Here is a 20,780-nt window from a genome sequence, read left to right on the forward strand (position 1 = left end):
GTGGGGAACGGGAAGGGAGCGGCAGCATGAGTCAGACATTCGTCGCACTGGTTCAGCATCCCGGCGAGCAGGAGTGGCTGCAGAGCAGCCTGGCCAGCAGCGGGCAGGTGGTGGTCGCCAGCAGCGGCACCCTGGAAGAGCTGCTGGCGCTGCTCGACGTCACCGGCGCCGGCGTGCTGTTCACCAGCCTGAACAAGGCCAACCTGGTGACGCAGAGCTCGCTGATCGAAGGGCTGGTGTCGGCCCGGCCGCTGCTCTCGGTGGTGGCCGTGGGCGATGGCCTGGACAACCAGCTGGTGCTGGCGGCGATGCGCGCCGGCGCCCGCGATTTCGTCACCTACGGCGCCCGCGCCAGCGAGCTGAGCGGCCTGGTCCGGCGCCTCGGCGGGCGCCTGCCCAGCGTGCCGGTGAGCGCCGCGCGGCAGGGCGAGCTGGTGAGCCTGGTGAACGCCCGGCCGGATGCCGACGGCGCCTTCGTCGCGCTGCACCTGGCCCTGGCGCTGCAACGCCAGGCCGACAACCGCGTGCTGCTGGTGGACATCGGCCAGCCTTGCGGCGAGGCGCTGGCGATCCTCGGCATGGACTCGGCCTTCAGTTTCGCCGATGCCATGCGCAACCTGCGCCGCCTCGACCAGACGCTGATCGACAGCGCCTTCACCCGCCACGACTCCGGGCTGCGCATCCTCAGCCTGTCGGACGAGCCCGGCATACTGGAGCGGGTCACCACCGCCGAGCTCTACCTGCTGCTGGGCAACCTGCGCGGCGCCTTCAGCCACGTGCTGGTCAACCTCACCGGTGTCGCCGAGGGCGAGCTCGCCAGCCAGCTGCTGGCGCAGGCCAACCGCGTGCTGTGGCTGGTCGACCAGAGCGTGCCGTCCTGCCGCAAGGGCCTGGAACGCCTGCGCCGGCTGCGCGAACGCAGCCCCGCGCTGCCGCGCATCGAGCTGCTGATCGAGCGCTATTGGCCCTCCGTCCCGCCGGATGCCCCGGCTCTGGCGAGGATGTTCGGTCTGGAACTGTTCGGCGTGCTGCCTGCCTCGCCCGAGGCGCGCCTGCGGGCGAAGAACATCGGCCAGAGCCTGTTCGAGCTGTCGCCGCGCGACCCGCTGACGATCAAGCTGCGCGACCTGGCGGACAACCTCGGGGCGAGCCCCGGCGAACGTCCGCGGCGCTTCGCCTGGCTCGGCTGGCCCAAGGCGGCGCGGCCATGAGCTACGGCAGCGGCTTCTCCGGCCAGCACGACCAGGACCTGCAGGCGCTGAAGATGCGCCTGCACCGCTACATCATCGACGAGATCGACGAAGACGGCATGAACCTGCTGGAGGGCGCGCGCCCGGCAGTGGCCCAGTACGTCGCCGAGAAAGTCAGTGAATATGCCGCGCGGCGCCAGCTGGCGATCTCCCGCTACGAGCTCGACCGCCTCGCCGAGGAGGTGGTGGACGAGCTGACCGGCTTCGGCCCGCTGGAAATCCTCCTGCGCGACCCGAACATCTCGGAAATCCTGGTCAACGGCCCGGACCGGGTGTTCGTCGAGCACGGCGGCCGGCTGTACCAGAGCGACCTGCGCTTCATCGACGACCATCACGTGCAGCGGGTGATCCAGCGCATCCTCGCGCCGCTGGGGCGGCGCCTGGACGAGTCCAGCCCGATGGTCGACGCGCGCCTGCCCGACGGCAGCCGGGTCAACGCGATCATCCCGCCGGTGGCGCTGGACGGCCCGTGCCTGTCGATCCGCAAGTTCAGCAAGGAACTGCTCAAGAGCGCCGACCTGCTGGGCTACCAGAGCGTCGACGAGCCGATGCTGGCGTTCCTCCGCCAGGCGGTGGAGAGCCGCTGCAACATCCTCATCAGCGGCGGCACCGGCACCGGCAAGACCACCCTGCTCAACGTGATGAGCAGCTTCATCGACGAGCGCGAGCGCATCGTCACCATCGAGGACACCGCCGAGCTGCAACTGGGCCACAACCACGTGGTGCGCCTGGAAACCCGTCCGCCGAACGCCGAGGGCTTCGGCGAGGTCACCGCCCGCGACCTGATCCGCAACGCCCTGCGGATGCGCCCGGACCGCATCATCCTCGGCGAGATCCGCGGCGTGGAAGTGCTCGACGTGCTGCAGGCGATGAACACCGGCCACGACGGCTCGATGAGCACCGTGCACGCCAACTCCGCGATGGACTCGCTGCTGCGCCTGGAAATGCTGGTCGGCCTCACCGGCCAGCGCGTGCCGGAGCAGACCCTGCGGCAGATGCTCTGCTCGGCGCTGGACATCGTCGTGCAGATCACCCGCCTGGCCAGCGGCCGGCGCTGCATCAGCGAGATCATCGAAGTGCTGGAGGTGCGCGACGGAGTGTACGTCACCAACGCCCTGTTCAGCCTCGATCGGCGCGGCAGCGGACAGTTCGTCCGCACCGCCCAGCCGGGCGGGCTGAAGTTCCGCCAGGTGCTGATGTGAGCGGCGCCCTGCTGCTCGGCGCGGTCAGCCTGGCGCTGGGCCTGTTCGGCGTGCTGACCGGCGTCATGGCCTGGCGCACGCGGCACAACGAGCAGGTGCTGCGGCGCCTGAGCGGCAGCGGCGCGCTGCCGGCGGAAGCGGCGCGCGGCCGCAGCAGCCACTGGCTGGCCCGGCGCCTGCGGCGGGCGGGCGTCGCCGACATGCGCCGCTGGCTGCTGGGCTTCGGCGTGGCGGCGCTGCTGCTGATGTTGCTCGGCGCCCGCCTGGGCGGCGTGCCCGGCGCCCTGGGCGCCGTGGCGCTGGCGCTGGCCGGCGGGCACCTGCTGCTCAACGTGCTGTACCAGCGCCGCCTGCAACGGATGATCCGGCAGATGCCCAACTTCCTCGACCAGGTGGTGCGCAGCCTGCACTCCGGCCGCACCCTGGGCGACTCCATCGCCCAGGCGGTGAGCGCCGCGGACGACCCGCTGCGGGAAGTCTTCGCCCTGGCGACCCACCACGTGCAGCTCGGCATCAGCCTGCCCGAGGCGTTGCAGGAGGTGGCGGAGCTGTACGACGTGGAGGAACTGCACGTGTTCTCCCTCGGCGTGGCGGTGAACCATCGCTACGGCGGCAACACCACCGACCTGCTGGAAAACATCATCAAGGTCATCCACGAACGGGAGAACCTCGGCCGCCAGCTGCGCGCGATGACCGGCGAGACCCGCCTCAGCGCCCTGGTGCTGGCGGTCCTGCCGGTGAGCCTGGGGGCCTACATCCTGTTCACCAACCCGGGCTACCTGATGAACATGTGGCTCGACGGCAGCGGCCGCTGGCTGCTGCTGACCTCCCTCGGACTGCAGGCGCTGGGCTGCTACACGCTCTGGCGCATGCTCAAGAGCATCTAGGAGGCCCGCGATGCCGATGACCTACGGTTTGCTGGTGGCGATCCTGGTGCTCGCCGCGGTGCTGCTGGCGCTGTCGCAGAGCCGCGCCGCCGGCCGCGAGCAGCGCCTGATCGAACAACGCCTGGGCGGCGCCCAGTTGCCGCGCGCCGGCGGCCGGCGCCTGGCCGGGCTGCTGGAGCGCGTGGGCGGCAGCGCCCTGGCGCAGCGCCTGCAACTGCGCGACGACGAGGTGCGCATCCTGCTGGAGCAGGCCGGCTGGAGCGGCAGCGCGCCGCGGCGCATCTACCTGCTGGCGCTGCTGCTGTGCCCGCTGCTGCTGGCGGGGCTGGCCCTGGCCGTCAGCCTGATGCCCAGGCCGCTGTTCGACTCGGCGCTGCTGCCGGTGGTGTTCGCCGCCGGGGTCGGCTTCCTCCTGCCCAAGCGCGTGCTGGCCCACTTCGCCGGCAAGCGCCGCGAGCGCCTGGCGGAGGAGGTGATCGTGTTCATCCAGCTGATCCGCATCCTCTTCGACTCCGGCCTGACGGTGGAGCAGAGCCTGCGCGTGGTGCGCCAGGAAGGACGGAACATCGTGCCGGTGCTGGCCGGGGAGCTGGAGACCGTGCTGGCGCACCTCGACAGCGGCCTGGACCTGGCCGACGAACTCGACCTGCTGCACAGGCGCCTGGCGGTGAGCGAACTCAGCGACTGCTGCAACGTGCTGCGCCAGATGGTGCGCCAGGGCGGCAGCGCGCGCAGTTCGCTGCAGACGCTCAAGCAACTGTTCGAGGACCGGCGGCTGACCCGCATGCAGGAGAAGGTCAGCAAGCTGTCGGCGAAGATGAGCCTGGTGATGATGCTGCTGCTGTTCCCGGCGCTGCTGATCATCCTCGCCGGGCCGGGCTTCATCGCGATCACCAAGGCCCTGGGGGGAATGAGATGAGAAACGCAATCGTGGTCGGCCTGCTCAGCCTTGCGCTCGGCGGCTGCGCCAACCTCGGCACGCTGGGCGGCAGCCCGGTCGGCCAGGCGTGCAACGAGCACCTGGGGGAATCGCTGGAGCTGCAGCTCAACCTGGCGCGGGAGATGCTCGACCAGGGCCGCGCCCACGCCGCCCTGGCCAACCTGGAAACCCTGCCGCAGGACTCGCTGGAAGTGCGCGAGAGCAAGGCGCTGGCCCTGCGCCGCATCGGCAGCCCGCTGGCGCGCGGCGAATACCAGGCGCTGCTCGGCACCTGCAAGGCCGGCGAGGCGCACCACGGCCTGGGCCTGATCGCCATGCGCAACGGCAACCGCACCGAGGCCATGCTCGAACTGCGCGAGGCGGCGCGGCTGCAGCCGACCGACAGCGCCTTCCGCAACGACCTGGGCGTGGCGCTGCTGGAGCGCGGCGACCGCGCCGGGGCGCGCTTCGAGTTCATCACCGCGCTGGAGCTCAGCGAGGGCGGCAAGCTGCCGGCCACCAACCTGCTCAGCCTGATGTACCTGGAAGGCGAGAACAGCCAGGCCGAGGGACTGATCCTGCGCACCGGCCTGTCCGCCGACGACGTGCGCGAGGCCCACGAGCGCGCCGATGCGCTGCGCTCGCCGGGCTCGGCGCCCACGCCGGAGAGCCTGGGCCGGCAACAGGCGCCGGCGGCGGGCGCGGTGGCCCGGGACACCTCATCTGGCGCGGCGGCGGACGCCGGGCTGCTGGTCAAGGCCCGCTGAGGCGGGCAAGGAGGACGACGATGAAGGCATGGATTCTCGCCGGCGCGCTGCTGGCCGCGCCCTGGCTGGCGCAAGCGGCCGATGCGCCGCCCGCGCAGCCCGGCACCAGCGCCCGCGACCAGCAGGAGGTGCAGGCCTGGCTGGAACTGCAGCGCAGCGGCCGCGCCGCCTCGCCCTATCCGCAGAGCGCCACCCCGGCCGAACGCGACCGCGCCTACCAGCGCTACCTGAAGAGCTACACCCGCGAGATTCCCGAATACCTGCTCGACGACAACAACGATTTCAGCACCGGGAAGAACTGATCCTTTCGGGAGCGGAACATGGGACGCGAACGGCAACGGGGCGCGATCGGCATCATGGCGGCGGGGACGCTGCTGCTGGCGCTGGTCTGCCTGGCGCTGGTGGTGGACACCGGGCGCCTGTACTACGAGCAGCGCAAGTTGCAGCGGGTGGCCGACATGGCGGCGCTGGAGGCGGCTTCGCAGAGTGGGATGTGCGCCGCGCCGGAAAGCGATCCGCAGACCTACGCACTCGCCAGCGCGGCGAAGAACGATTTCGTCCCCGCCAGCGCCGGCGATCTGGTCGCCACGCTGGGTAGCGTTGCTTTCGATGACGCATACGGCGACGAGTCGCGCCGGGTCTTCACGCCGGGCGGCGCCGACCGGGACGCGGTGAAGGTCAGCGTCGGCCGCACCGTTCCCTCCAGCCTGATCCTCAATGTCGCCAGCCTGTTCAGCGGCGCCTCGGCGCAGACGCGCCTCAGCGCCGAGGCGGTGGCGCGGCGCACGGCGATGGCCGGGCTGTCGGCGGGCACCACCCTGGCCTCGCTCGACGACCAGCAGGCCGGGCTGCTCAACAACCTGCTCAATGCGTTGCTGGGCAGCCATCTCGCCCTGAATGCGGTGGGGTACCAGGGACTGGCCAATGCCAATGTCAGCCTGCTCGGGCTGTCGGAGCAGATGCGCGCGCTGGGCGTCGACGTGACGGCCGGTTCGGTGGATTCGCTGCTGGGCGCGCAGGCCAGCCTTGCCCAGTTGCTGGGGGCGACGGTCAACGCTGTCGATCCGACCCGGGTTGCCGGCCTGGACACTGGAGTGCTGGGGCAGCAACTGCTGGGGGCGGGGGTGAAGGACGCGACCGTCACCCTCGGCAGCGTGCTTTCGGTGGTCGCCCCCGACTCGGCGCGGGACCAGGCGTTACAGGGCTCGGTGAATGCCCTCGACCTGATCACCGCGTTGGCGTTCGTTGCCAATCGGGGGCATGCGGTGGAGCTGAACGCGGGCGTCAATCTGGGAGGTCTGGGGACGGTTGGGGTCAAGCTCTGGATCGTCGAGCCACCGCAGATCGCCTTCGGTTATCCCGGCAAGGATGACAACGGCCAATGGCGCACGCAGGTCCGCACCGCCGCGATTCGGACCAACGTCACGGGCGAGGTGACGTTGCCCGGCGTGCTCAGCATCAATCTTGGGCTGGCGCTGGATGTGGCACAGGGAACGGCGGCGCTGGACAGCATCGCCTGCGCTGGCCTGGGGCGGCCTGTGGATGTCACCGTCTATGCCCAACCCGGCATCGCTCAACTGCATCTGGGCACATTCCGCGATGGGCAAAGCGCGACGGTCGATCCGATCAGCGTCAAAATCGTAGGTGGTCTGGTTGGCGCGGATGTCTCGGCCGCTACCGTGGTTGGTAGCGCCAGCGGCACTTCTCTGAGTTATCGGGTATCCAGCCCCGAGGACCTGCCGAGCGAACCGCAAACCGCTTCGAGCTCCATTTCCCAGTCGCTGGATAACGCCATCGGCACCCTGTCTTCGTCGATCAACGTGACGCCCACCGGGCTTCTCGGTGCGTTGGCGGTGCTCGGGCTCAATCCCAGCTCGTTGGTCAGCACGATTCTAGGGCTATTGCGCCCAGCCCTGAGTGCGCTCGCCGATATCGTTCTCGATCCTTTGCTGCAGTTGCTTGGGATCAGCCTGGGAACCATCGACGTCCGCCTGATCGACCTCCAGACCAGCGGCACGGAGCTGCTGATCTGAAGGCCCGCGAAGCGCTCAGTGCACCGCGCTGCTGCTGGGCGAGGCGCTGGGGGAGAGGGCCAGGGCCAGCTGGGTGCGGTTGTGCATGTGCATCAGCCGCAGCACCTGGGAAACGTAGAGTTTCACGGTGTTTTCGGTGATGCCCAGGTCGTAGGCGATCTGGTAGTTGGTCAGGCCCTTGCTGACCAGCCGCGCCACGGCCTGCTGGCGCGGCGAGAGCTTGTTGAACAGCGGGTTGCTCACCATCGGCGCGATCTGCCCGGCATTCTCCGGCACCCGCTCCGGCGCTTGCGGCTGGTCCTGCTTGAGGACGCTGGACTGGCTGCCGCCGTGCACCTCGTACTTGATCTTGTGGATATCCCGCGAGATCGAGTTGAGCGACTCGGCGAGGTACTCCAGGCGCTGGTTCACGTGGCTCAGGCTGAGCTGGTTGCGGATGCGCTCGTGCAGGCGCGCCTCCAGGCGCTCCAGGCCCTTGAGCAGGTCCAGCGGCGCGACCGGCTTCTGGTAGTAGTCGGCGACCCCGACGCGCATCGCATCGATCACCTCCTGGCTGCCCTGCTGGCCGGTGAGGATGATGGTCTCGAAGAAGCGCCCGTGGCCGGCGATGTCCTTGAGGGCCTCGACCACCTGGATGCCGTTGTCGCGCCCCAGTCCCAGATCGCAGATCACCAGCCCGATCGACCCGTCATCGCGGAACTTGTGCAGCGCGCTGTCCTTGCCATCGCTGACGACGCAGCGGTAACCGCTGTTTTCCAGTAATTCAGAAAGCTCGGCGGTGACCTGGGGTTCGTCGTCGATGACCATCACGCTGAAGCGACGATTGGCCGGTTTTTCCATGACTACACACTCCTTGAGACAACGTGTCGCATTGGTCTTATCGTCCGGCTCGCGAAACTCCGCAGCCGACTTCCACATCAGGTGATGGATGGTATTAACACAATACATATAGTCGGTAAGTTTGTGGCGCGCCATGTGAAGAATTCGTTCAGCGGAAAAACGTGATAAAGATCAAAAGTCCGCCGAACAGGGAAAATATAAAAGGGAAGGATTTCAGCCTTGACGGTAACAGCCGCGCTAATTTCGTTTTGGAATTAGCTGGAATTTGCTGCGATTCAACCAAAAGTTTGCTGGCAAACATCAACGCCAGGCTGAGCAGGCTGGCCAGTGCCAGCACGTAGAGCAGCAGCTGCGGATGGCTGGCCAGGGCCAGGGCGACCAGCGCCTTGACGTCGGCGGCGCCCAGCTTGTCCAGCAGGTAGCCCGGCACGCTCAGCAGCAGCGCCAGCAGGGTCGCGGCCAGCGCGGCCCGGGGCGGGTGGCCGGTCAGCGTATGGCCTTCGATGAGCAGGAAAACGGCGGCGAGCAGGGCGCCGCCGAGCGTCAGCAGATTGCTCACGCGCAGGCGTGTCAGGTCCTGGTAGGCGCACACCGCGAACCAGCCCAGCAGCAGGAATTTGGCCAGCATCTGGAATATCCCTATTCATACTGAAGAACTAATACCTTGTGCCGGGAATGTCTCTTCGCCAGCAGCATCTAGTATTGACCGGAAGATAACGGTTTTTGCCATGCGCTTCTTCAGGGAAGATTGCGCCGGCCGATAAACTGAACGGCCAGTCAAATATTCGGGACCTGAACGTCCCATCAACTTATCGAAGTTATTCGAGGAGTGCCGCGAATGAAAGGAATCGGTAGTTTCCGGGGGCAGCGCGGCGCGGTGGCGATCGAATTCGCCGCGGTCTTCGTGCTGTTCTTCGCGGTGCTCTACGGCCTGCTCGGTTATTGCGTGCCACTGCTGATGCTGCAGGCCTTCAACGACGCCGCCGCCTCCGGCGCGCGCATCGCCGTTTCGGTCAATCCGCAGACCGACGATTACGACGCCGCCCTGCGCAGCGCGGTCGAGACGGCGGTGAACGAGCGCCTGAAATGGATGCCGGCCGCCTGGCACCAGGGCTGTTACGACGGCTCCTACCTGGACCAGCCGACCACCGAGCGCGTGGACGGGCGCGACTTCACCCGCATCCAGGTGTGCGTCAACTACCCCTACGCCGACTCGCCCATCGTGCCGCTGCTCACCCTGCCGGTGGTCGGCACGATTCCACGACTGCCGGACGTCCTGACCGGCCAGGCCAGCCTGCTGCTCTGAGGGCCGCGATGTTCGATTTCTTCCGTTCACTGGCGGGCACGCAGGACGATGAACCGCAGGAGCCCGCGCCGAGCCGCCCGCTGGCGGCGCGCCGGCGCCCGGCATTGACGGCCGAGGCGGTGGAGCCGCCGACGGCCGCGGCGCACTGGGACATCTGGCTGGAACTGGACGGCCGCGACCGGGTGGTGGCCCACGGCGGCCGCCAGGCGCAGCGGCTGCTGACGCCTGCCGGCGGCACCGCGGAGCTGCCCGCGCTGGGCGATTACCTGGAGCGCCGGGTGCCCGGCAGCATGCCGCTGACCGGCCTGCGCGGCGGCGAGCGGGTCGACCTGGTGCTGCGCGGCAGCGGCGACATACCGCTGGTGTGCCGGTTCCAGGCGGTGCTGCAGGCCGAGGAACACTGCCTGCTGCTGGGCACCGATATCTCCGACCTGAACTGGCAGTCCGACAGCCAGCAGCACAAGCTGCAATGCCTGAACCTCAGCAAGCAGTTGCTGGCGCGCCTGCGCCACAGCTCGCAGCGGCGCCTCGCGGATGCGGTGGGCGAGGTGCTGGAATCCTTCTGCAGCGCGTTCCGGATGCGCTCGATGGCGCTGCTGCTGGAAACCGCCGATGGCGTGTTGAAGGTCTTCGCCTGCCACGTCCAGCCGGGTTTCGACAGCCTGCTGCGCGCGGGCCTGAGCCTGCCCGACGGCGAGTTGCGCCTGGCCACCGGCGCCTGCCTGCTGGGCTCCGCCGACGACCGCTCGGAGCTGTTGCGCACGCTCTGCTGCGACAGCCTCTACCTGGTGCCGGCGCCGCTGCGTGGCGGGCGCCTGGCCGGGCTGCTGGCCGAGCCCGCGACGCCGGACAGCAGCGTGCAGGGGCCGACCCCCGGCGACTGGCAGTACCTGGCGGAAATCCTCGCCAACCTGGTGCACGAGCGTTCCGAGCTGCATGGCCTGCGCGACAGCAGCCGGCGCCTGAGCCTGCTGCAGGACATGGTCGGCGGCGGCTGGTGGCGGCTGCGCATGGACGAAGAACTGTTCGAACTGTCACCGGCCGTGGCGGCCTGTCTCGGGCTCGGCGCCGGGCAGGCCGAGCTGGCCCTCGCCGATCTGCTGCCGATGCTGCACCCGGCCGATGCCGATGAACTGCGCCTGCGCCTGCGCAACCTGCAGCCCGGCGCGCGCCTGGTGCAGGACCTGCGCCTGCGCGGCCCGGCGTCCACCCAGACACGCCGCTGGCTGCGCCTGCAGGGCCGGATGCAGGCCCGCGCCGGCGACCGCATGATGGACGGCGTGCTGCTGGACATCAGCGAGGGCAAGCAGCAGGAGGAACAGGCCCTGGCGGCCCACGCCCGGCTGCGCAACCTGATCGACAGCGCGCCGGTGGTGATCTACGTGCAGCGGGTGGAGGAGGGGCACCTGATTCCCGAGTTCTACAGCGAGAGCGCCGGCAACCTGCTCGGGCTCGACCTGCAGGGGCAGAACTGGCAGGCGCTGGCCGAAAGGGTGCACCCGGAGGACCTGGAGGTCTTCCTCGCCCGCGGCCGCGAGCTGCTGCGCGAGGGCCGGGTGCGCACCGAGTACCGCCTGCGCGACAGTGCCGGCGAATGGCACTGGATGTACGACGAGGCCAAGCTGCTGCGCGATATCCAGGGCATCCCGCAGGAGGCGGTCGGCCTCTGGCTGGACGTCACCGAACAGCACCTGGCGGCCCTGCAGATCGCCGAGAGCGAGGAGCGCTACCGGGTGCTGGTGGAGGACTCGCCGGCGCTGATCTGCCGCTATGACCCGGAACTGAGGCTGACCTTCGTCAACCACACCTTCGCCCAGGTGCTGGGCGAGCCGGTGGCGGCGCTGCTCGGGCGCGGCCTCGACGAATGGCTGTCCGCCCAGGATTGCAGCGCCCTGCGCGCCCGCCTGGTCGGGGGCGCGCAGGTGGTTGGCGACGATTCCTGGGAGCTGCGTTTCACGCTGCCGGGCCAGCGCAACCTCTGGCTGGTGTGGGCGGACCGCCCGCTGCTGGACGCCGACGGGCGCCTGCTGGAAATCCAGGCGGTCGGCCGCGACAACACCGCCGTGCGCCGCGCCCAGCAGCAGCTGGCGCAGGGCGCGAAGATGGCCAGCCTGGGCGAGATGGTCAGCGGCATGACCCACGAGATGAAGCAGCCGCTGCATGTGATGCGCATGGCGCTGTACAACGCCCGCCAGCGCCTGCTGGACGTCGAGTACCTGAAGGACAAGATCGAGCGCGCCGACGCGCAGATCGACCGCCTGTCCCGGGTGGTCAGCCACATGGGCGCGTTCAGCCGCACGTCCGAACCGGAGATGTCGCCCTTCGACCCGTTCGCGGCCTGCGAAGGCACGCTGGAACTGCTGGGGGACACCCTGACGCAGCAGGGCATCCTGCTGGAGTGCCGGCCGCCGCCGCAGCGGGTGGTGGTCCGTGGCTTCTCCGACCAACTGGAGCAGGTGCTGATCAACCTGCTGGCCAACGCCCGCGACGCGCTGCTCGGGCGCGAGGGCGAGGGCGCACGCTGGATCGGCCTGTCGCAGGAGCCCTGCGCCGACCCGGGCTGGGTCGAGCTGCATGTGCGCGACAACGCCGGCGGCATCGACGAGGCCCTGATGGAGCGGATCTTCGAGCCGTTCTTCACCACCAAGCCGATCGGCAAGGGCACCGGCCTCGGGCTGTCGGTGAGCCACGACCTGATCCGCAACATGGGCGGCAGCCTGTCGGTGGACAACTACAAGGGCGGGGCGCGCTTCAGGGTGCGCCTGCCGCTGCTGCCGGCGGCCGGCTGAGCGCTGGCGCACAAAGAAAAAACGCCTGCGGATGCAGGCGTTTTTTCTGGGGCCGGGGTTGCCTCAGATGAACTTCGAGGCGAGCCAGAACAGGCCGGCGGCCAGCGCCATGGCGGCGGGCAGGGTGAGCACCCAGGCCATCAGGATGTTGCGCACCGTGCTGACTTGCAGGCCGCTGCGGTTGGCCACCATGGTGCCGGCCACGCCCGAGGACAGCACGTGGGTGGTGGACACCGGCAGGCTGTAGACGTTGGCCAGGCCGATGGCCGCGGTGGCGGTGAGCTGGGCGCTGATGCCCTGGGCATAGGTCATGCCTTGCTTGCCGATCTTCTCGCCGACGGTGAGCACCACGCGCTTCCAGCCGACCATGGTGCCGACGCCCAGCGCCAGGGCGACCGCGAGGATCACCCAGAACGGTGCGTATTCGGTGGTGGTGGTCAGGTCCTTGCGCAGCTTCTCCAGGTCGGCCTTCTCGCGGGCCGGCAGCTCGGAGAGCTTGCCGACCTTCTTCGCGGTGTCGTCCAGGCACAGCAGGTAGCGGCGCACCTGCACGCGGGCTTCGCTGCTCAGCTCGGTGTAGCTGGAAATGCCGCGCAGGTCGCCCAGCAGGCCGTTGAGGGTCGCCTCGGTCTGCTTCGGGTCGCAGCGGTACAGGTCCGGCATGTCGGAGCCGTTGGCCTTGCCCATGGCCAGCATCTCGCCGAGGGTGTCGGCGTGGCGCTGGTAGAACTGCTGCAGGTGGCTGGCGGCGTCGCGGGTACGCTCGATCTGGTAGGTGGTGCTGTTCAGGTCGAGGACGAACTGCGCCGGCACGATGCCGATCAGCACCAGCATGATCAGGCCGATGCCTTTCTGGCCGTCGTTGGAGCCGTGCACGAAGCTCACGGTGATGGCCGAGAGCACCAGCACCAGGCGGTTCCAGAACGGCGGATGCTTCTTCTCGTCGACGTCGCGGCGGGTTTCCGGGGTCTTGTGCATCTTCGACAGCGGATACATCCACTTCAGGCCGACCAGCAGCGCGGCGGCGACGGCGAAGCCGACCAGCGGCGAGACGATCAGCGACAGGCCGATGTCGATCGCCTTGCCCCAGTTGATCCCGTCGGCCAGCGGCACGTCGGTGAGCAGCGCGTTGGCCAGGCCCACGCCGAGGATCGAGCCGATCAGGGTGTGCGAGCTGGAGGCGGGAATGCCGAAGTACCAGGTGCCGAGGTTCCAGGTGATGGCGGCAGCGAGCAGCGCGAACACCATCACCAGGCCGTGGCCGGAGTTGACGTTGATCAGCAGCTCCACCGGCAGCAGGTGGACGATCGCATAGGCGACGCCGACGCCGCCGAGCAGCACGCCGAGGAAGTTGAAGATGCCGGACAGGATCACCGCGCGGTAGGGCGACATGGCCTTGGTGTAGATGACCGTGGCCACCGCGTTGGCGGTGTCGTGGAAGCCGTTGATGAACTCGAAGGCGAGTACGAACGCGAGTGCCAGAACCAGGCTGACACCCACCCAGAGATTGAGCCCGCTGAAGAGATCGAACATGAAATTTTTATGACCAGTCAAAGACAGGGCGGCGATTATGCCAGAAGCGATGGACACCGTATTCAGCCTGAGAACGGTTTCTCGATTTTGCGCGACGCCACGTCGCACGGTGCTTCCAGGCAGGGTGGAAGTGATTGCAGTGCTTCCACGCCAGGCCGCCGGCCTGTCGGATGGTTGTTTTGAGGTCGGTACGGGACTCCCCCACGGAGTCCATCCCGCCCGCTGGCGCCGACGTTCCCACGGCAGGCAATCTGCCCGGTCGGCGGACCGGATGGGCGTTCGTATCCGGACCTACGGTTTGGGAGAAGCGGCTTCCTGTTCCTTTTTCAGTCGTTGTTCTTCGATCTTTTCCAGTTCCCGGTCGAAGGCCTGGTCGAGCAGGTTGCGGCGCTTGCGCCAGGGCTTTCGTTCGGGGTCCGGCTGGGCGGCATAGAGCGTGACTTCGCCGCCGTAGACTTCCTTGTAGCGTTGCTCCTGGCGCTCCAGTTCCGCGCGCAGTTCGTCTTTGGTCACAATGTGTCCTGAGGGTCTGGGGAGTTCGTTGCCGGTGGACGTCCTGCCTGGACGCCCGCCAGCCAGTGTAGCCGGTGGTCGTGAAATAGCCGGGATGGCCGGAAAGGGCGCGGATTATAACCTTTCGCGAGGGTGGCCCTGGCGAGCGCCGCCGACGGACGGCGCCGGGCCAGGAGCGGCGCGGCCTGCGGGGTGGGGGCTGCGCTGGCGGTTCGCCTCGCCGGGCTTCTGCGGCCGCGCGCGGACGTTGTCGCGGGGGGCTCGCTGTGGCGCCCCGCACGCTGGCGGCGCGCCGGCTCGCCGATACGGCCGCGCGAGCTACGCTGAGAAAGGCAATCCATCCCGGGAGACCTCTCCATGACCACCGTTCGTATTCCGCTGCTTGCACTGGCTCTTCTGTTTTCGGTGCAGGGTTTCGCTGCCACCGCCGCGCAGACCGCGCAGCAGGAAAAGATGAAGACCTGCAACGCCGACGCCACCACCAAGGCGCTCAAGGGCGATGAGCGCAAGGCATTCATGAGCAAGTGCCTTTCGGCCGGCAGCGATGCCAAGGCGATGACGCCGCAGCAGGAAAAGATGAAGAGCTGCAACGCCGACGCCACCACCAAGGCCCTCAAGGGCGATGAGCGCAAGGCGTTCATGAGCACCTGTCTGAAGAAGTGAGGATGGCGCGCGGCAGTGCCGCGTGATGCGCAGGAAGGGCAGCCAGGGGCTGCCCTTTTTCATGGCGCGGCGTTGGGGAAATCCCGGGTCCGGGCTCGCTACCAAGAGCGCGCCGGAGCGAGGCCAGCCTGTAGGAGCGAGCTTGCTCGCGAACCTGCCGAAGACCAGGCCCAAGGCGTCTCGCGAGCGCGTTTGTTCCTGCGGGCTGTATCGATCAGAGGCCGGAAAACACCAGCCAGGCGCTGATCAACGCATAGGCCACGATCGCCGCGTCGACCCGCAGGCTGGGCGGAAACCGCCGGGACCGGTTCATTTCCTGGCCACCGCGGACCAGAAGCCCTGGGCGTTGCGGAACGGCTGGCGGGCCATCTGCTCGGGGCGGGTGATACCGTCGGCCAGCAGGGCGTTGACGAGGGCGGAAAAGGACTTGGCGCTGTAGCTCATTCTTGGCTCCTGATGCTTTCTCTCCATTGGGTGGAGGCATGAAAACACCGGGGCCGTCATCGACGGAAATGGATCGCCTTACTGGTGACCATCGATGAAATTGATGGAAGGCCAGGACAGCTCCAGGCGGCTTTCGAAGCGGCGCGCCTCGCCCGTGAGCGGGTCGCTGAAGTCCAACTGGCGGGCCAGCAGTTTCAGCGGCTTGCCGTAGTCTTCCGGCGGGCGCTCATCGCGCGGCAGCAGGGTGGGGTAGAGCGGATCGAAGCACAGCGCCGCGCCGAGGGCCGACATGTGCACCCGCAGCTGGTGGCGCTTGCCGGTGACCGGGCGCAGGGCATAGCGCCACAGCCCGCCGCGCCGCTCCAGCACCTCGATGCGCGTCTCGCTGTTGGGCGCGCCCTCCACCTCCTGCATGAGGATGAAGGGATCGCCGTCGACCATCCGCGATTTGCGTACATGGGGAAAGCTCAGCTGCGGCAGCGCCGGGGCGATGGCTTCGTACAGCTTGTCGATGCGCCGTTCGCGGAACAGCGCCTGGTAGACGGCGCGGCTGTCGGGGTTGGCGGAGAACAGCACCAGCCCGGCGGTGAGCCGGTCGATGCGGTGCAGCGGCACCAGCAGCGGGTTGTCCAGGCGCTTGGCGAGGCGCGCGAGCAGGGTCTGCTCGACGTACTGGCCGGACGGCGTCACCGGCAGGAAATGCGGCTTGTCCGCCACCACCAGATGCTCGTCGACGTACAGGACGGCTTCCTCGAAGGGCACCGGCGTTTCCTGCGCCACCTCGCGGAAATAATGGATGCGCAGCGCCTCGCGGTAGGGATGCTCGGGGCCGATGGGCTGGCCGGCGCTGTCCAGCACCCTGCCGCGCGCCATGCGGTCCAGCCAGACCTCGCGGCCGATCGCCGGGAAGTGCGCGCACAGGCAGTCCAGCACGGTCGCCCAGGGCCCGGCGGGCAGGTGCAGGGTGCTGGCGCGTTGCTGGGCGGCGGAAAAGCGGGGGCTGGACATCGTAGGGCGCGACCGGGGTTCGACAGGCGCGCATTAGGCCGCAGCGGCGTGGCGGTCGTCAAAGCCGCCACGACCTCCGGTCGCTCAGGCGGGGAGCGGGTTGATCTCCACCGTGACGTGCGCCAGCTCCTCGTGCACCTGCAGGCGCTGGCGCACCAGCTCGGGCGTCAGGCCGCCGGCGCTGGCCAGGCTGAGGATGCAGGCGTAGCTCGACTTGCCGACTCGCCACAGGTGCAGGTCGGTGATGCGCGCCGGCTGCGGCAGCTCGGCGACCACCTCGCGGATTTCCTCCACCACCGGATCGTTCATCTCCGCGTCCAGCAGCACCCGGCTGCTGTGCCGCAGCAGGCCGATGGACCAGGCCGCCACCAGCACGGCGCCGGCGATGCCCATCAGCGGGTCGAGCCAGGCCGCGCCCCACAGCCGTCCGCCGATCAGCGCGACGATGGCGGCCACCGAGGTGGCGGCGTCGGCGATCACGTGCAGGTAGGCGGCGCGCAGGTTGAGGTCGTGGCCATGATCGTGATGATGGCCGTGTCCAGGGTGGTGATGGTGGCCATGGCCGTGCCCGTGGTCGTGATGGTGGTGTTCGCCGCGCAGCAGCCAGGCGCAGGCCAGGTTCACCAGCAGGCCGAGCACGGCGATGGCGATGGCCTGCTCGTAGTGGATCGGCGAAGGGGAGAGCAGCCGCGCCACCGACTGGAACATCATCAGCGCCGCCACGCCCAGCAGCAGGATGGCGCTGGTGTAGCTGGCCAGCACCTCGATCTTGAAGGTGCCGAAGGCGAAGCGCGCATCGCCCTTGAAGCGCCGCGCCGCCACGTAGGCGAAGAACGCCAGGCCCAGCGCCAGGGCGTGGGAGCTCATGTGCCAGCCGTCGGCGAGCAGCGCCATGGAGTTGAAGATCCAGCCGCCAGCGATCTCCACCACCATCATCGCGACGGTCAGCAGCGCGGCGCGCAGGGTGTTGCGCTCGGCCAGGGGGTTGTCTTCGTGGAACTGGTGATCGTGCCGGCCGTCTTGCGGCTGCGCTGCGTGCTGCATGATGATGGTCCGTGAAAGAAGTCTGGATACTATACCCCAGTATACTTTTGGAGTTTCTACGTGGGACATACCATCAAGGACCAGAAGAAGCTGCTGACCCGGGTGCGGCGCATCAAGGGGCAGAGCGAGGCGCTGGAACGGGCGCTGGAAACGGGCAGCGAATGTGCGGCGATCCTGCAGCAGATTGCCGCCATCCGCGGCGCGGTGAACGGCCTGATGGCCGAGGTGCTGGAAGGCCACCTGCGCGACCACCTGGCCGCCGAGGATCGCACCGCCGCCGAGCGCCAGGAGGACCTGGAACAGGTGGTGAGCGTGCTGCGCTCCTATCTGAAGTAGCGCGTCTGAAGTCGCGCGGCGGCTCAGCCGGACAGGCGCACCGCCAGTTCGTCGACTTCCTCGGCCCAGTCCGAGTCCTCCTCCAGGGCTTCGCGCAGGAACGCCGCCTGGGCGGGGTTCCAGAACGGCGCATCGGCCAGCGCCTGGCCCTCGGCCAGCCGGTGGCTGCCGAGGAAGGCATCGATGTCCTGGCGGCCATTGGGCAGGCCGAGCTGCTTGAACAGTGCGCCGAGCGTGTGCGGGCTGGTATCCATGGGAATCTCCTGTGAAGCGGCCGCGTGCAAGGGTTGTTCGCACAACTATAGGCGCATCCAGCCGGGGCATGGCCGGGACCGGGCGGCGTGCGCGGAGAATGGATAGCCAGCTTTCACTTTCCCCGGCGCCGCGCAATGATGGGCGCGCCGTCCCACCGCCAGGCTTGTCCATGAGTGCCCCCGCGCCGCGAAATGCCGCCGTCACCCGGCAGATACTCGCCACCGTTTCCTTCACGCTCATCCTCTACCTCAGCATCGGCCTGCTGCTGCCGGTGCTGCCGGGTTTCGTCCACGAGGCCCTGGGCTACGACACCATCGTCGCCGGCGTGGTGATCAGCCTGCAGTACCTCGCCACCCTGGTCTCGCGCCCGGTGGCCGGCTACCTGGCCGACACCCGCGGCGCCAAGCGCTCGGTGCTCTACGGGCTGGGCGTGCTCGGCTGCGGCGGGCTGCTGGTGCTGCTCTCCACCAGCCTGGAAAGCGTGCGCTGGCTGAGCCTGCTCCTGCTGCTGGGCAGCCGCCTGCTGTTCGGCCTGGCCCAGGGCCTGATGGGGATCGGCACCTCCAGCTGGGGCATCGCCCTGGTCGGCACGCAGAACACCGCCCGGGTGATTTCCTGGAACGGCATCGTCAGCTACGGCGGCATCGCCATCGGCGCGCCGCTGGGGGTGTCGATGGCCGCATCGCTGGGCCTGTGGAGCCTGGGCGCGAGCATCCTGGCGCTGACCGCCCTGGGCTGGCTGGCGGCCCGCGGCCGGCCGGCGGTGCCGATCATCGCCGGTACCCGCATGGCCTTCCATGCCGTGCTCGGCCGCGTGCTGCCCTACGGGATGTGCGTGATGCTCGGCTCCATCGGCTTCGGCACCCTGGCCACCTTCATCACCCTGTATTACGCCAGCGAGGGCTGGGCCAATCCGGCCTGGAGCCTGACCGCCTTCGGCGTCAGCTTCGTCGGCGCGCGGCTGCTGTTCTCGGGGACGGTCAACCGCTTCGGCGGCTTCGTCGTCGCGGTGGCCTGCCTGGCGGTGGAAGCCGGCGGCCTGCTGCTGCTCTGGCAGGCGCCCGGGCCGGGCACCGCCCTGCTGGGCGCGGCGCTCACCGGCTGCGGCCTGTCGCTGGTCTATCCGTCGCTGGGGGTGGAAGCGGTGCTGCGCATCCCGGCCAGCAGCCGCAGCGCGGGGCTTGGCGCCTACGCGCTGTTCTTCGACCTGGCGATGGGCGTGGCCGGCCCGCTGATGGGAATGATCGCCGCGCGCCACGGCTACGCGGCGATCTTCCTCGCCGCCGCCGGCCTCGCGGCTTGCGGCCTGCTCATCTGCCTCGGCCTGCTGCGCTGGACGCGGCAGCGCCATGAGGAGCTGCCGCGGGGCTGATCACAGCGGCGGGAACGCCTTGAAGGCTTCCTGCGACTCGGCGTGGGCCGTCCAGTCGCGCAGCGCGGGGTAGGTATCCGCCGGGATGTACTGGGCGTGCAGCAGCTGGATGAAGGTCCAGGCCACGGCGATGCTCAGGCCGGCCTGGTCGAGACGCCCGTCGCGCGGCAGCGGCTGCTCCTTGAGCTCGCGCTCCAGCGCCGCGCAGGCCGCGTGCAGCTGCTCCTCGACCCGTCCCTGCCACGGCATGTGCTGCTTGTCCTGCGGGCGCTGCTGCTCGTAGTAGCGCTGCACCGCCTTCTCCATCGCCGCCAGCGCCAGCCCCAGCAGGCGGGTGGCACGCACCCGCGCGGCGGGCTCGGCGGGCATCAGGCTGCGCCCGGCCTGATGTTCGATCAGGTCGATGATCAGGGTGGAGTCCATCAGCGTCTGGCCGTCATCGAGGAGCAGCGTCGGCGCCTTGACCACCGGGTTGATCCGGCGGAAGTCCTCGTAGGTGCTGAACACCGAGAGCGGGCGATGCTGGAAGTCGACGTCCAGCAGACGCAGGGTGATGGCGACGCGGCGGACGTAGGGCGAGTCGAGCATTCCGATCAGTTGCATGGGCACATCCTGTTATTGGAAATTACATGGGGCTGTTGCGGTTGCCCGCGAGCTGCCGATGAATCTAGCGGCTTTGACCGCTCGGATACAGCGACGATTAATGACCGATCCGGTTAGGAAAACTTACATGAGTGCATTGCCGCCGCTCTCCGCCCTGCGCAGTTTCGAGGCCGTCGCCCGGCTGGGCAGCGTGACCCTCGCGGCCAGCGAGCTGCACGTCACGCACTCGGCGATCAGCCAGCAGGTCCGCCAGCTGGAGAACCTGCTGGGCATCACCCTGCTGCAGCGCGAGGGGCGCGGCCTGCGCCTGAGCGAAGAGGGGCGCCTCTACGCCCTGCAGATTCGCGGCGCGCTGCGCGACATCGCCGAGGCGACCCGCCTGGCCAGGGCGCGGCCGGGGGAGGACGAGCTGGTGGTGGCGCTGACCCCGTCCTTCGGCCAGAAATGGCTGCTGCCGCGCCTGCCGCGATTCCGCGCGGCTTATCCACAGTACCGCCTGCGCCTGCTGGCCAGCCTGGAGGTGATCGACCTGCGCCAGGGTTCCGCCGACGTGGCGATCCGCATCGGCCGAGGCCATTGGGAAGGGCTGGCGCAGCAGCGTCTGTTCGAGGACGACGTGGTGGTGGTGGCCGCGCCGGACTTCAACCACGGCCTGCTGCCGCAAAGCCCGGAGGAAATCCTGCGCTGCCCGCGCGTCACCGGTTTCGAGTCCTGGCTGGGCTGGTGCCAGGCCGCCGGCGTGGCGGTACCGCAGGAGCCGGCGGCGTTCGTGGTCAACGACTCCAACCTGAGCATCGAAGCGGTGCGCATGGGGCAGGGCGTCGGCCTTGAGCGCCGCAGCCTGGTGGCCGGCTCGCTGGAGCGCGGCGAACTGGTGGCGCTGAGCGACCTGCGCGTGCCCTACGGTTTCCCCTACTGGCTGGTGTGGCCCGAGCGCGAGGCGACCCAGGCCAAGGTGGCGGCCTTCGCCGGGTGGCTGATGGCCGAGGTGGAGGCCTATCTGGCGTAAGGGCTGC

The 20,780-nt window shown here is 68.9% G+C and carries 22 protein-coding genes; 13 read left to right on the plus strand and 9 right to left on the minus strand.

The window, feature by feature from the left end:
• Nucleotides 1–26 precede the first annotated feature (26 nt).
• Genes tadZ through AC3B6A_RS05675 form a run of 7 tightly spaced genes read left to right on the plus strand, consistent with a single transcriptional unit; the run spans nt 27 to nt 7,058 of the window.
• A complete protein-coding gene (tadZ, locus tag AC3B6A_RS05645; RefSeq protein WP_488401309.1) occupies nt 27–1,211 on the plus strand; it encodes a type 4b pilus Flp biogenesis protein TadZ in 1,185 nt (394 codons plus the stop codon).
• Nucleotides 1,208–2,452: a type 4b pilus Flp biogenesis ATPase TadA gene (gene tadA, locus AC3B6A_RS05650; RefSeq protein ID WP_488401310.1), complete on the plus strand. Its 1,245-nt coding sequence runs from the start codon at nt 1,208–1,210 to the stop codon at nt 2,450–2,452. Before tadZ ends, tadA begins: the two co-directional genes overlap by 4 nt.
• Nucleotides 2,449–3,339: a type II secretion system F family protein gene (locus AC3B6A_RS05655; RefSeq protein ID WP_488401311.1), complete on the plus strand. Its 891-nt coding sequence runs from the start codon at nt 2,449–2,451 to the stop codon at nt 3,337–3,339. The genes tadA and AC3B6A_RS05655 overlap by 4 nt, the downstream gene beginning before the upstream one ends.
• Nucleotides 3,340–3,349: 10 nt before the next feature.
• Nucleotides 3,350–4,258, plus strand: a complete 909-nt coding sequence (locus tag AC3B6A_RS05660) for a type II secretion system F family protein (RefSeq protein WP_488401312.1) — start codon at nt 3,350–3,352, stop codon at nt 4,256–4,258.
• Nucleotides 4,255–5,025 (plus strand): tetratricopeptide repeat protein, encoded by a 771-nt coding sequence (locus tag AC3B6A_RS05665; protein ID WP_488401313.1) that lies wholly within the window; start codon nt 4,255–4,257, stop codon nt 5,023–5,025. Before AC3B6A_RS05660 ends, AC3B6A_RS05665 begins: the two co-directional genes overlap by 4 nt.
• A 20-nt stretch (nt 5,026–5,045) precedes the next feature.
• Nucleotides 5,046–5,327 (plus strand): DUF3613 domain-containing protein, encoded by a 282-nt coding sequence (locus AC3B6A_RS05670; protein ID WP_488401314.1) that lies wholly within the window; start codon nt 5,046–5,048, stop codon nt 5,325–5,327.
• 18 nt (nt 5,328–5,345) lie between these two features.
• Nucleotides 5,346–7,058 (plus strand): pilus assembly protein TadG-related protein, encoded by a 1,713-nt coding sequence (locus tag AC3B6A_RS05675; protein ID WP_488401315.1) that lies wholly within the window; start codon nt 5,346–5,348, stop codon nt 7,056–7,058.
• Nucleotides 7,059–7,073: 15 nt separating this feature from the next.
• On the opposite strand, the gene AC3B6A_RS05680 is transcribed toward AC3B6A_RS05675, so the two are convergent.
• Nucleotides 7,074–7,898, minus strand: coding sequence for a response regulator transcription factor (locus AC3B6A_RS05680; protein ID WP_488401316.1), 825 nt, complete (start codon nt 7,896–7,898; stop codon nt 7,074–7,076).
• Nucleotides 7,899–8,046: 148 nt separating this feature from the next.
• Entirely contained in the window at nt 8,047–8,526 is a 480-nt protein-coding gene (locus AC3B6A_RS05685; protein WP_488401317.1) for a prepilin peptidase, read from the minus strand.
• Nucleotides 8,527–8,736: 210 nt separating this feature from the next.
• Here AC3B6A_RS05685 and AC3B6A_RS05690 point away from each other — a divergent pair, with 210 nt between their 5' ends.
• Both AC3B6A_RS05690 and AC3B6A_RS05695 read left to right on the plus strand, forming a co-directional pair.
• Nucleotides 8,737–9,204, plus strand: a complete 468-nt coding sequence (locus AC3B6A_RS05690; protein WP_488401318.1) for a TadE/TadG family type IV pilus assembly protein — start codon at nt 8,737–8,739, stop codon at nt 9,202–9,204.
• Nucleotides 9,205–9,212: 8 nt separating this feature from the next.
• Entirely contained in the window at nt 9,213–11,993 is a 2,781-nt protein-coding gene (locus AC3B6A_RS05695) for a PAS domain-containing sensor histidine kinase (RefSeq protein ID WP_488401319.1), read from the plus strand.
• 63 nt (nt 11,994–12,056) lie between these two features.
• Here AC3B6A_RS05695 and AC3B6A_RS05700 read toward each other — a convergent pair whose 3' ends face one another.
• Together AC3B6A_RS05700 and AC3B6A_RS05705 are read right to left on the minus strand one after the other, a co-directional pair.
• Entirely contained in the window at nt 12,057–13,526 is a 1,470-nt protein-coding gene (locus AC3B6A_RS05700) for an inorganic phosphate transporter (RefSeq protein ID WP_488401320.1), read from the minus strand.
• A gap of 291 nt (nt 13,527–13,817) precedes the next feature.
• The gene (locus AC3B6A_RS05705; protein ID WP_488401321.1) at nt 13,818–14,039 is read right to left on the minus strand and encodes a hypothetical protein; all 222 of its coding nucleotides are present in this window, start codon (nt 14,037–14,039) and stop codon (nt 13,818–13,820) included.
• 357 nt (nt 14,040–14,396) lie between these two features.
• Between AC3B6A_RS05705 and AC3B6A_RS05710 the strand changes: the two genes are divergently transcribed.
• Nucleotides 14,397–14,702: a PsiF family protein gene (locus AC3B6A_RS05710; RefSeq protein ID WP_488401322.1), complete on the plus strand. Its 306-nt coding sequence runs from the start codon at nt 14,397–14,399 to the stop codon at nt 14,700–14,702.
• A 309-nt stretch (nt 14,703–15,011) separates the two neighbouring features.
• Here the strand turns inward: AC3B6A_RS05710 and AC3B6A_RS05715 are convergent, their stop codons facing one another.
• The 3 genes from AC3B6A_RS05715 to dmeF all read right to left on the minus strand — a co-directional run bounded on the left by AC3B6A_RS05715 (nt 15,012) and on the right by dmeF (nt 17,198).
• The gene (locus AC3B6A_RS05715) at nt 15,012–15,146 is read right to left on the minus strand and encodes a hypothetical protein (protein ID WP_015475931.1); all 135 of its coding nucleotides are present in this window, start codon (nt 15,144–15,146) and stop codon (nt 15,012–15,014) included.
• Between the two features lie 78 nt (nt 15,147–15,224).
• Entirely contained in the window at nt 15,225–16,154 is a 930-nt protein-coding gene (locus AC3B6A_RS05720) for a pseudouridine synthase (RefSeq protein WP_488401323.1), read from the minus strand.
• Nucleotides 16,155–16,238: 84 nt separating this feature from the next.
• Nucleotides 16,239–17,198, minus strand: coding sequence for a CDF family Co(II)/Ni(II) efflux transporter DmeF (gene dmeF, locus AC3B6A_RS05725; protein ID WP_488401324.1), 960 nt, complete (start codon nt 17,196–17,198; stop codon nt 16,239–16,241).
• A 60-nt stretch (nt 17,199–17,258) separates the two neighbouring features.
• Here dmeF and AC3B6A_RS05730 point away from each other — a divergent pair, with 60 nt between their 5' ends.
• Entirely contained in the window at nt 17,259–17,534 is a 276-nt protein-coding gene (locus AC3B6A_RS05730; RefSeq protein WP_488401325.1) for a metal/formaldehyde-sensitive transcriptional repressor, read from the plus strand.
• Nucleotides 17,535–17,557: 23 nt separating this feature from the next.
• On the opposite strand, the gene AC3B6A_RS05735 is transcribed toward AC3B6A_RS05730, so the two are convergent.
• Nucleotides 17,558–17,788, minus strand: coding sequence for a DUF2789 domain-containing protein (locus tag AC3B6A_RS05735; protein WP_488401326.1), 231 nt, complete (start codon nt 17,786–17,788; stop codon nt 17,558–17,560).
• A gap of 170 nt (nt 17,789–17,958) precedes the next feature.
• Between AC3B6A_RS05735 and AC3B6A_RS05740 the strand changes: the two genes are divergently transcribed.
• A complete protein-coding gene (locus AC3B6A_RS05740) occupies nt 17,959–19,161 on the plus strand; it encodes an MFS transporter (RefSeq protein WP_488401327.1) in 1,203 nt (400 codons plus the stop codon).
• Here the strand turns inward: AC3B6A_RS05740 and AC3B6A_RS05745 are convergent, their stop codons facing one another.
• Nucleotides 19,162–19,764 (minus strand): glutathione S-transferase family protein, encoded by a 603-nt coding sequence (locus AC3B6A_RS05745; RefSeq protein WP_488401328.1) that lies wholly within the window; start codon nt 19,762–19,764, stop codon nt 19,162–19,164.
• A gap of 127 nt (nt 19,765–19,891) precedes the next feature.
• On the opposite strand from AC3B6A_RS05745, the gene AC3B6A_RS05750 reads away from it, so the two are divergent.
• Entirely contained in the window at nt 19,892–20,773 is an 882-nt protein-coding gene (locus AC3B6A_RS05750) for a LysR substrate-binding domain-containing protein (protein ID WP_488401329.1), read from the plus strand.
• Nucleotides 20,774–20,780 lie beyond the last annotated feature (7 nt).

It is taken from the genome of Pseudomonas sp. B12(2026) (genome assembly GCF_057767015.1).